This is a genomic window from Oceanomicrobium pacificus (assembly GCF_009833495.1).
GTDB classification, from domain to species: Bacteria; Pseudomonadota; Alphaproteobacteria; order Rhodobacterales; family Rhodobacteraceae; genus Oceanomicrobium; species Oceanomicrobium pacificus.
This window is the reverse complement of the sequence record NZ_WUWG01000008.1, coordinates 117,479-127,179: the sequence shown is the minus strand read 5'-3', so window position 1 is coordinate 127,179 and position 9,701 is coordinate 117,479. Positions and strand designations below refer to the sequence as shown.

General features: G+C 64.5%; 11 protein-coding genes. 4 read left to right on the top strand and 7 right to left on the bottom strand.

Annotated features, from left to right (window positions below):
- A partial coding sequence (locus GSH16_RS15610) for a GTP-binding protein (RefSeq protein WP_235913272.1) occupies positions 1 to 151 on the bottom strand: 151 nt, incomplete at its 3' end.
- Positions 152 to 381: 230 nt separating this feature from the next.
- Here GSH16_RS15610 and metG point away from each other — a divergent pair.
- The 3 genes from metG to GSH16_RS15595 all read left to right on the top strand — a co-directional run bounded on the left by metG (position 382) and on the right by GSH16_RS15595 (position 3,116).
- Entirely contained in the window at positions 382 to 2,094 is a 1,713-nt protein-coding gene (gene metG / locus GSH16_RS15605; RefSeq protein ID WP_160856545.1) for a methionine--tRNA ligase, read from the top strand.
- A complete protein-coding gene (locus GSH16_RS15600) occupies positions 2,051 to 2,464 on the top strand; it encodes a GFA family protein (protein WP_160856544.1) in 414 nt (137 codons plus the stop codon). The genes metG and GSH16_RS15600 overlap by 44 nt, the downstream gene beginning before the upstream one ends.
- A 91-nt stretch (positions 2,465 to 2,555) precedes the next feature.
- On the top strand, positions 2,556 to 3,116 hold the full coding sequence (locus GSH16_RS15595) for a cytochrome P460 family protein (protein WP_160856543.1): 561 nt from the start codon (positions 2,556 to 2,558) through the stop codon (positions 3,114 to 3,116).
- A 61-nt stretch (positions 3,117 to 3,177) separates the two neighbouring features.
- Here the strand turns inward: GSH16_RS15595 and argF are convergent, their stop codons facing one another.
- From argF to GSH16_RS15580, 3 genes are all read right to left on the bottom strand, one after another.
- Positions 3,178 to 4,107, bottom strand: a complete 930-nt coding sequence (gene argF / locus GSH16_RS15590; RefSeq protein WP_160856542.1) for an ornithine carbamoyltransferase — start codon at positions 4,105 to 4,107, stop codon at positions 3,178 to 3,180.
- The gene (locus GSH16_RS15585) at positions 4,104 to 5,297 is read right to left on the bottom strand and encodes an aspartate aminotransferase family protein (RefSeq protein WP_160856541.1); all 1,194 of its coding nucleotides are present in this window, start codon (positions 5,295 to 5,297) and stop codon (positions 4,104 to 4,106) included. Before GSH16_RS15585 ends, argF begins: the two co-directional genes overlap by 4 nt.
- Positions 5,298 to 5,413: 116 nt before the next feature.
- Positions 5,414 to 6,199 carry an ABC transporter permease gene (locus GSH16_RS15580; RefSeq protein ID WP_160856553.1) on the bottom strand — a complete coding sequence of 262 codons (786 nt, stop codon included), beginning with the start codon at positions 6,197 to 6,199 and terminating at the stop codon, positions 5,414 to 5,416.
- Between the two features lie 211 nt (positions 6,200 to 6,410).
- Here GSH16_RS15580 and GSH16_RS15575 point away from each other — a divergent pair, with 211 nt between their 5' ends.
- Positions 6,411 to 7,004, top strand: coding sequence for a GcrA family cell cycle regulator (locus tag GSH16_RS15575; RefSeq protein ID WP_160856540.1), 594 nt, complete (start codon positions 6,411 to 6,413; stop codon positions 7,002 to 7,004).
- Positions 7,005 to 7,453: 449 nt separating this feature from the next.
- On the opposite strand, the gene phoB is transcribed toward GSH16_RS15575, so the two are convergent.
- The 3 genes from phoB to pstB are packed head-to-tail and all read right to left on the bottom strand — an operon-like array spanning position 7,454 to position 9,701.
- Positions 7,454 to 8,152 carry a phosphate regulon transcriptional regulator PhoB gene (gene phoB / locus GSH16_RS15570; protein WP_160856539.1) on the bottom strand — a complete coding sequence of 233 codons (699 nt, stop codon included), beginning with the start codon at positions 8,150 to 8,152 and terminating at the stop codon, positions 7,454 to 7,456.
- Between the two features lie 23 nt (positions 8,153 to 8,175).
- Positions 8,176 to 8,877 (bottom strand): phosphate signaling complex protein PhoU, encoded by a 702-nt coding sequence (phoU, locus tag GSH16_RS15565; RefSeq protein WP_160856538.1) that lies wholly within the window; start codon positions 8,875 to 8,877, stop codon positions 8,176 to 8,178.
- A gap of 26 nt (positions 8,878 to 8,903) precedes the next feature.
- Positions 8,904 to 9,701 (bottom strand): phosphate ABC transporter ATP-binding protein PstB, encoded by a 798-nt coding sequence (pstB, locus tag GSH16_RS15560; RefSeq protein ID WP_160856537.1) that lies wholly within the window; start codon positions 9,699 to 9,701, stop codon positions 8,904 to 8,906.

The window sequence follows — 9,701 nt, the reverse complement described above, 5'->3', positions numbered from 1 at the left end:
CTTCCGGTGCGCCGTCGATCTCGTCATAGGCCTTGAAGTCGCCGAACTGCTTCGTGATCGCAGCCGTCAGCGTCGTCTTCCCGTGGTCAACGTGACCGATCGTGCCAACGTTCACATGCGGCTTCGTTCGCTCAAACTTTTCCTTTGCCATCGCTTCACATTCCTCTGGCTTGACCGGACCCCCTTGGTCCCGGCTTTTTCACGGCGACCACCTAGTCACAATCGATTCAAAACTCAAGTGGGAAACCGCGGGGAAAAGGGCCATCCGGGGGCATTTCCGGTCACCGCGGTGCGGAAGCAGCGTATAAATGGCCACCGGCGGTCTTTCCCCGGTCCGGACAATAGGCTAATCCACCCGCGAACCAGCCGGAGCAGAACCTCATGTCGCGTATCCTCATCACCTCGGCCCTGCCCTATATCAACGGCATCAAGCATCTGGGCAATCTTGTCGGATCGCAGCTGCCGTCGGACGCCTATGCCCGCTACATGCGCGCCCGCGGGCACGAGGTGCTCCTGATCTGCGCCACCGACGAACATGGCACGCCCGCAGAACTGGCGGCCGCAAAAGCCGGGAAACCCGTGGACGAATTCTGCGCCGAGATGTGGCAGGTGCAGAAGGATATCGCGGACGGGTTCCGGCTCAGCTTCGACCATTTCGGCCGCTCCTCCTCGGCGCGCAACCATCACCTGACCCAGCATTTCGCGGGCCGTCTGGCCGAGGCCGGTCTGATCGACGAGGTGATGGAGAAACAGGTCTATTCCAATGCCGACGGGCGCTACCTGCCGGACCGCTATATCGAGGGCACCTGCCCCAATTGCGGATATGAAAACGCCCGCGGCGACCAGTGCGAGAACTGCACCAAGCAGCTCGACCCGACCGACCTGATCGACCCGCGCTCGGCCATTTCCGGCTCGACCGATCTGGAAGTGCGGGAGACCAAACATCTCTATCTGCGCCAGAGCCAGATGCGCGACCGGCTGGAGGCATGGATCGACAGCAAGACAGACTGGCCGGTTCTGACCACCTCGATTGCCAAGAAATGGCTTAATGACGGCGACGGGTTGCAGGATCGCGGCATCACCCGCGACCTCGACTGGGGCATCCCGGTGCGCAAGGGCGATGCCGACTGGCCGGGCATGGACGGCAAGGTCTTCTATGTCTGGTTCGACGCGCCGATCGAATATATCGCGGCCACCGCCGAATGGGCCGACGCGACCGGTCAGGGTGACGACGCTTGGGAACGCTGGTGGCGCACCGACAAGGGTGCGGACGAGGTGCGCTATGTCCAGTTCATGGCGAAAGACAATATCCCCTTCCACACGCTGTCCTTCCCGACCACCATCATGGGGTCGGACGAGCCGTGGAAGCTTGTCGACTATATCAAGGGCTTCAACTGGCTGCTCTACGAGGGCGGCAAGTTTTCCACCAGCCAGGGCCGCGGTGTCTTCATGAACCAGGCGCTCGACATCCTGCCGAGCGACTATTGGCGCTGGTGGCTCCTGTCGAACGCGCCGGAAAGCAATGACAGCGACTTCACTTGGGAAAGCTTCCAGGCTGGCGTCAACAAGGACCTGGCCGACGTGCTCGGCAATTTCGTCAGCCGCGTGACCAAGTTCTGCCGCTCGAAATTCGGCGAGCAGGTGCCCGAGGGCGGCGCGGCAGGTCCGCGAGAGGCCGAGGTGACGGCCGAGATTGCCAAGCGGCTGAAAAGCTACGAGGCCAATATGGAAGCGATCGAATTGCGCAAGGCGGCGCAGGATCTGCGTGCCATCTGGGTTGCCGGCAACGAGTATCTGCAAGCGGCCGCGCCATGGGCCGCCTTCAAGACCGATCCCGAGGAAGCCGCGGCCACCACGCGGTTCGCGCTCAACCTTGCGCGGCTCTATGCGGTTCTGTCCGCGCCCTTCATTCCCGACGCGTCCGACAGGATTCTTGAGGCGCTGCGCGCCAGCGACGCGGCCTGGCCCGAGGATCTTGACGCGGCGCTGACCGCTCTGCCTGCGGGCCATGCGTTCACTGTGCCCGACGTGCTCTTCGCCAAGATCGACGATGACCGCCGCACTGAGTTGGAAGCCCGCTTTGCCGGTGCCTGACCTGCGCGGCCGGCGCGTCACCGCGCGCTGCCATTGCGGCGCGGTCGAGTTGCGGCTCGACCTGCCCCACGGTCTCGACCGGTTGCGGCGTTGCGACTGTTCCTTCTGCCGCCGGCGCGGCGCGGTCGTGGCTTCGGTCAAGCTGGCAGGGCTCGACGTGATCCGGGGCGACACGTTGAAGCTCTACACGTTCGGCACCCATACGGCGCAGCATCATTTCTGCGGCACCTGCGGGATCTATACCCACCATCGCCGCCGGTCCGACCCGACCGAATATGGCGTCAATGTCGCCTGTATCGAGGGGGTGAACCCGTCCGAGCTTGGCGAGATTCCATGGGAAGACGGCGTCAACCACCCGTCCGACCGGTGATCCTCCCGCCCTTGTGAGCGGAAGTGGTCCGGCGGTGAGCGGATTTGCGGCACACTGGTGGTCCACATCACCGCCACATCCGGAGGGGACCATGCCGATCCACCCATCACGGGCCACAGCCCTCGTGCTTGCGGCCTGCCTCGCCGTTCCGACGACAAGCGCAAAGGCCCAGTCCCCCGCCTATGGGCTACCAGACGATACCGCACTCGCAGCGGAGATCTGGGCCTATCTCATCGCCAACCGGCTCGCCGGACCAGACCAGATTCATGCCTTTCCCTATGAGGGGCTGGAGCCGCACGGTCTGGTGCTCGAAACCTTTTACGACCGCGCGGAGATCAACGGCCATCGCGATGCGCTTGTGATCAAGCGCAACTACGGGCCGGAGGGCATTGGGATCGAGGCCGTCGCCAATGATTTCGAGGGGCATCTGGGCGCCATCACCATCATGTTCCGCAATGCGCCGGGATATGACCCGGACAATGGAAACTGGTTCTACGCCAAGTTCCTACCCGACGGCACGCTCGACAAGGCGCCGGACGGCACCGCGCAGGCGGGCCGTGTCGCGGCCGGAGAAGATACGGGCTGCATTGCCTGCCATGCCGGTGCGCCGGGGGAAGATTACATCTTCACCACCGACATGTACGGGCGCTGAGACGGAAAACGGCCGGACGGCAAGCGCCGCCCGGCCGTATCATTCAAACTGGCCACATCGTTCAGTGGCCGAGGCACCAGCGCATGATCGCCTTCTGCGCATGCAGCCGGTTTTCGGCCTCGTCGAAGATCACGCTCTGCGGCCCGTCCATGACGGCGGATGTCGCCTCTTCGTCGCGATGCGCGGGCAGGCAATGCATGAATAGCGCGTCCGGGTTGGCGGCCGCCATCAGTTCTTCATTGACCTGATAGGGGCGCAGCTGATTGTGGCGCCGTTCGCGCGCCGACTGCGGATCATGCATGGATACCCATGTGTCGGTGACGATCAGATCGGCGCCTTCGACGGCTTTCAGCGCGTCGCGCTCGATCTCCACCGTCACGCCCTGCGCGCGCGCCGCGCGGACGAACTCCGCCTCCGGATCGAGCGTCTCGGGGCCGGTGAAGGTGAAATCGAAGCCGAACTGGCCGGCCGCGTGCAGGAAACTCGCGCAGACATTGTTGCCGTCGCCCGACCAGACGACCTTGCGCCCCCGGATCGGCCCGCGATGCTCTTCATAGGTCAGGATATCGGCCATGATCTGGCAGGGATGGCTGCGGTTGGTCAGCCCGTTAATGACCGGCACGGTCGCATGCTCAGCCAGTTCCAGAAGCGTCTGCTCCTCGAAAGTCCGGATCATGATCAGATCGACATAGCGCGACAGGACGCGCGCCGTGTCGGCGATCGTCTCGCCATGACCAAGCTGCATGTCCGCGCCAGAGAGCACGAGCGTCTGCCCGCCCATCTGGCGCACACCCACATCGAAGGAGACGCGGGTCCGGGTGGACGGTTTCTCGAAGATGAGCGCGACGACATGACCGTCGAGCACCGCCTCGGCGTCGCGCGTGCCCTTCGGCAGGCCGGCGCGGGCGTCCTTGATGCGCCGCGCTTCGGCAATCATCTGCTCCAGATCGGCAGTCGCGGTCCGGTTGATATCAAGAAAATGCCGCGTCATGCCCCTGCACTCCCCGTCTTCTTCTGCCAGGTACCGAGCGCTGTCTCCAGCCTGCCGAGCCCTTCGGCCAGTTCTTCCGCCGTGATGTTGAGCGGCGGCAGGACGCGGACGATATTGTCGGCCGCAGGCACGGTCAGCAGATGGGCGGCATAGCCTTCGCCCACCAGCTCCGCGTTGGGTGCCTTGCATTTCACACCCATCATCAGGCCGATGCCGCGCACGCCCTCGATCAGATCGGGGAACCGCGCGGCGAGGCTCTCCAGCCCTTGCCGCAACTGGCTGCCGCGCGTCTGGACCTCCTCCATGAAGCCCGGCGCCGTCAGGGCGTCCATCACGGCGCAACCGACCGCACAGGCGAGCGGGTTGCCGCCATAGGTGGAGCCATGCGTGCCGGCCACCATGCCCTGCGCCGCCTCTTCGGTCGCAAGGCAGGCGCCGAGCGGGAAGCCGCCGCCGATCCCCTTGGCCACGGCCATGATGTCCGGCGCCACACCGGCCCATTCATGGGCAAAGAGCTTGCCGGTCCGGCCCATGCCGCACTGGATCTCGTCCATGACGAGCAACAGCCCGTTCGCATCGCAATGGGCCCGCAGGGCGCGCAGGAACTCCGGCGATGCCGGACGGATGCCGCCCTCGCCCTGCACGGGCTCCACGATGATCGCTGCGGTCTCGTCGCCGGTGGCGGCGATGACGGCCTCCATGTCTCCGAACGGCACGGTATCGAAGCCTGGCAGCATCGGCCCGAATCCGGCTGTCATCTTCTCGCTGCCCGAGGCAGAGATCATCCCGAGCGTCCGGCCATGGAACGCCCCCTCGAAGGTGATGATGCGCACGCGCTCGGGCTGGCCGGTGGCGGAGAAATATTTCCGCGCCATCTTCACCGCGCATTCCATCGCCTCTGTGCCCGAATTGGTCATGAAGACCGTGTCCGCGAAACTTGCATCGACGAGTTTGGCGGCCAGTTCCTTCTGGCGCGGAATTTCATAGAGGTTGGACGTGTGCCACAGACGTCGGGCCTGGTCCTCCAGCGCGGCGATGAGCACGGGGTTCGCATGGCCCAGCGCGGTCACGGCAATGCCGGCCCCGAAGTCCATGTAGCGCTCCCCGGTCTCGGTCTCCAGCCATGGGCCCTGACCTTTCACGAATGAAAGCGGTGCCCGCGCATAGGTTGGCAATACGGGCGAAATCACGTCTGTTCCTCCTTGGGAATCTGTGCCGCGGAAAAGAAAACACTCCGCAATGCGGCGGCTTGCGGAGCAGGCCCTCCCTTGCCGCAACGGCAGGTCAAAGTCAATCGGACGGGCGGTCAGGCTTTCAGCTTGTAGCCGCGGCGGAACCAGGACCAGACAAGCAGCCAGAGCGCCACGACCACGGCCAGCGACACGGCCAGCCCGAGCCGCGGATCGGCGTCCGACGTGCCGAGCACGCCGTAGCGGAACCCGTCGATCAGGTAGAAGACCGGATTGAAACGGCTGAGCAGTTCCAGCGGTGCGGGCAGGACAGTGATCGAATAGAAGGTGCCCGACAGGAAACTGAGCGGGGTCACGACGAAATTCGTGATCAGCGCCATCTGGTCGAATTTCTCCGCAAGCGTCGCCGCAATCAGCCCCAGAAGCGCGAGGCTGGCCGAGCCTGTCAGCACGAAGGCCAGCGCCCAGAGCGGATGGGCTATGCCAAGCCCCAGCACCGGAAAGACGGCAACCGTGATCGCGAGCGCAACCAGCAGTCCGCGGGCGATCCCGCCGGTCACGTATCCGAAAACCAGTTCGCCGGCCGACAAGGGCGGCATCAGCGTGTCGACAATGTTGCGCTGGATTTTCGAGACCAGAAGCGAACTCGACGTGTTGGCAAACGCGTTCTGGATGACGGCCATCATGACGATGCCCGGCGCGAGGAAATGCGCGAACGGCAGGCCGTCCACCTCCCCGCGCCGCGCGGCAAACGCAACAGTAAAGACACCAAGGAAAAGCGCCGCCGTGATGATCGGCGCCAGAACGGTCTGGGTCCAGACATTCAGGAAACGGGCAATTTCGCGCCGCGTCAGCGTCGCCGTGCCAAGCCAGTTGACGCGACCAAAGCGCCGTTCGCCCATGGTCGCAAGCGTCGACGGGCTGCGTTCCGCTGTCACATTTTGCTCCACTGATCGCCTCCTTGACCGCCCGTGACCTTGTAACTCCCCCGTCAGGGGTTACAATAGGCAAGAACCGCGCCCGCCCGGGCCGGACGCCGGACCGCCGGCTCCACCACGGGCCGCGCAGATTGTCCGGGGGCCGCGCGGCCCCCATTGCTATGGTGGTATCCAAATGTCCTGGACCGACGAACGCGTCGAAATGCTCAAAACCATGTGGGGCGAAGGCAAGAGCGCCAGCCAGATCGCCAAGGAACTGGGCGGCGTCACCCGCAATGCCGTGATCGGCAAGGTGCACCGCCTCGGCCTGTCGAACCGCGCCAGCGCGCCGGCATCGAAACCGACCGCCAAGGAACCGGCCAAGGCCGCCAAGCCCGCGCCGAAGGAAAAGGCGCCCGCACCGCAGCCCGCGAAAGAAGCACCTGCCGCCGCCGCCGCGCCCGCGGCAAAGCCCGCGCCGGCCAAGGACGCGCCGCGCCCGCGCCCCGTGATCACCGCCGGCCAGCCGCTGCCGCCGCAGCCCGCGCAGTCGGAGATCAGCGAGGAAGCCCGCGCCAATCTGGTCGAGATCGAGAAGAAGGCCAAGCGCCTGACGCTCATGCAACTGACCGAGCGGACCTGCAAATGGCCCATCGGCGACCCCGCGACCGAGGATTTCTGGTTCTGCGGCCATCCCGCCCAGCCCGGCAAACCCTATTGCGAGGCCCATGTCGCCGTGGCGTTCCAGCCGATGTCCTCGCGCCGCGACCGGCGCTCCGGCAGCCGCTGAACAGGCCCCTGGCCGACAGATTGAAGCCCGCCCCGAAAAGTGGCGGGCTTTTTTCGTGCCCGCCAAAGGGTGACGGCTTCCATGACTGGTTGAACCCGGTGAAGGCGCAACCTAAAGTGCAGCCGGACCAAGTAACGACCGACAGAGTATCCCGAGACTGAAGACCTGCACCGCTGACAGACGCGCTGCCCCCATCCACTCCCCGTATCACGACCGCCCACGATTTGGCCGCGCGCCGGCCTGCGGTGATGTATGCCTGACCTGTAGAGTAAAGACCCCCGATGCCCAACAGCCTGATCGTCGCCCTATTCATCCTTTGCAACCTTGCTTGGGGGATTGCCGGATATCTTATTGGCCGGACGCGGCCGCGCACCGCAGACCGGACGCGAGAGACCGCAGCTGCGCGTGCCACCCAACCGAGCGCGTTGGACCGCGCGGCCTGACCGGCGTCAGTTGGTCAGATAGGTCTCGTCGAGCGCGTAGCCGCTCGAGCGCACCGTCCGGATCGGGTCTGCCTCGCCGCGGCTGTTGAGCGATTTGCGCAACCGCCCGACATGCACGTCGACGGTGCGGATCTCGACATAGACATCCTTGCCCCAGACCCGGTCGAGCAACTGCTCGCGGCTGAAGACCCGCCCCGGCCGCTGCATCAGCACGTCAAGGAGCCGGAATTCGGTTGGCCCGAGCCGGACCTCCCTGTTGCCCCGGTGCACGCGGCAGGTCTCGCGGTCGAGCGTGATGTCACGGAAGGTCGCCACATTGCCGGCCAGTGTCGGGCTGGCGCGACGCAGGACCGCTTTCACGCGGGCCACCAGTTCGGACATGGAAAAGGGCTTGGTGACATAGTCATCCGCCCCCACGTCGAGCCCGCGGATACGGTCGTCTTCCTCGCCCCGCGCGGTGAGCATGATGACCGGCAGTTCCCGCGTCTCCGCCCGCGCGCGCATCTGGCGGCAGATCTCGATGCCCGACTGGTTCGGCAGCATCCAGTCGAGCAGAACCAGATCGGGTTTTTCCTCGTCCAGCGCGATCAACGCCTCGTCCCCGTCCTCGGAGATGGCGACATCAAACCCTTCCTTGCGCAGATTGTAGGCCAGAAGCTGGCTCAGCGCCTCTTCATCCTCGACCACCAAGACCTTGGCACACATGTCTCCGTCCTCCTTGACCGCGGTCAGATGCCGATATCCAGGCCGATCGGATCCCCTTTCGGCCGGTCGTCACTGAGCGGTTCGCCCTGCTCGATATAATAGATATTTTCCGCGATATGGGTGGTCAGATCGCCGATCCGTTCCAGGTTCTTCGCAATGAAAAGAAGCTGCGAGCCGAGCCCGATGGTGCGATTGTCGTCCATCATGTAGGTCACGACCTCGCGGAAAATCGCGTTGTAGACCTCGTCGATCTCCTGATCACGGCGCCAGATGGCCACGGCCAGTTCCGTGTCGCGTGACGTGTGCGCATCGAGGATCTCGGTCAGTGCGCCGAGCGTCATCTGGCCCATCCGCACGATCGAGGACGACAATTGAACGGGCCGGGATTTCGACAGATAGATCGCCCGCCGCGCGATGTTCTTCGACAGATCGCCGATCCGCTCCAGCGTCGAGCCGGTCTTGATCGCGGCCAGCAACACGCGCAGGTCCTGCGCCATCGGCTGGCGCAGCGCGATCACCTGCGTCGCAAGCTCTTCGAGCTCCATTTCCAGCCGGTTCAGCCGGCGGTCCTGTTCGACCACCTGCTGGGCAAGTTCCGCGTCGCGGGTTTCCACCGCGTCGAGCGCATTGGACAGAAGCTCCTCGGCCAATCCGCCCATTTCCGAAATCTTGGCCTGCACGGCGATCAGATCGTCGTCAAATGCCGATACGATATGCGGTCCCATTGTTCGGGTTCCTTCTGCTCTGCCGGTCAGCCGAAGCGGCCGGTAATGTAATCCTGCGTGCGCTGATCCTCTGGATTGGTGAAGATCTGGGTCGTCTCGCCATATTCGACCAGAGTGCCGAGATGGAAAAACGCCGTGCGCTGCGACACGCGGGCGGCCTGCTGCATCGAATGGGTGACGATCACCACGGAATAGTTGCTGCGCAACTCGTCGATCAGTTCCTCGATCTGCGCGGTCGCAATCGGGTCGAGCGCCGAACAGGGCTCGTCCATCAGCAGGACCTCGGGGGCGGTTGCGATGGCCCGCGCGATGCACAGGCGCTGCTGCTGGCCGCCGGACAGGCCGGTGCCGGGCTGGTCGAGCCGGTCCTTCACCTCGTCCCACATGGCCGCGCGGCGCAGCGACTGTTCCACCACATCATCCAGTTCAGCCTTGTTGTTCACCAGCCCGTGGATGCGCGGACCGTAGGCCACATTGTCATAGATCGATTTCGGGAACGGGTTGGGTTTCTGGAACACCATGCCGACCCGCGCGCGCAACAGGACCGGATCAACGGCCGCGGCGTAGATATCCTCGCCGTCGATCTCGATCCGGCCCTCGATCCGGGCAATGTCGATCGTGTCATTCATCCGGTTGAGACAGCGCAGGAAGGTGGATTTGCCACAACCCGACGGACCGATGAAGGCCGTGACCATATTGTCGGCAATATCGACCGAGACATTCTTGATCGCGTGGGTGTCGCCGTAGAACACGTCCACGTCGCGCGCCGCGATCTTGATCTCGCGCTTCTGGGTCTGGGCGTCGGTCATACGCATGTTTGTCAT

Coding starts and splice junctions, on each gene's coding strand:
- metG (WP_160856545.1), top strand. CDS start 382: ATGTCGCGTATCCTCATCACCTCGGCCCTGCCCTATATCAACGGCATC.
- GSH16_RS15600 (WP_160856544.1), top strand. CDS start 2,051: ATGACCGCCGCACTGAGTTGGAAGCCCGCTTTGCCGGTGCCTGACCTG.
- GSH16_RS15595 (WP_160856543.1), top strand. CDS start 2,556: ATGCCGATCCACCCATCACGGGCCACAGCCCTCGTGCTTGCGGCCTGC.
- argF (WP_160856542.1), bottom strand. CDS start 4,107: ATGACGCGGCATTTTCTTGATATCAACCGGACCGCGACTGCCGATCTG.
- GSH16_RS15580 (WP_160856553.1), bottom strand. CDS start 6,199: ATGGGCGAACGGCGCTTTGGTCGCGTCAACTGGCTTGGCACGGCGACG.
- GSH16_RS15575 (WP_160856540.1), top strand. CDS start 6,411: ATGTCCTGGACCGACGAACGCGTCGAAATGCTCAAAACCATGTGGGGC.
- phoB (WP_160856539.1), bottom strand. CDS start 8,152: ATGTGTGCCAAGGTCTTGGTGGTCGAGGATGAAGAGGCGCTGAGCCAG.
- phoU (WP_160856538.1), bottom strand. CDS start 8,877: ATGGGACCGCATATCGTATCGGCATTTGACGACGATCTGATCGCCGTG.
- pstB (WP_160856537.1), bottom strand. CDS start 9,701: ATGACAAACATGCGTATGACCGACGCCCAGACCCAGAAGCGCGAGATC.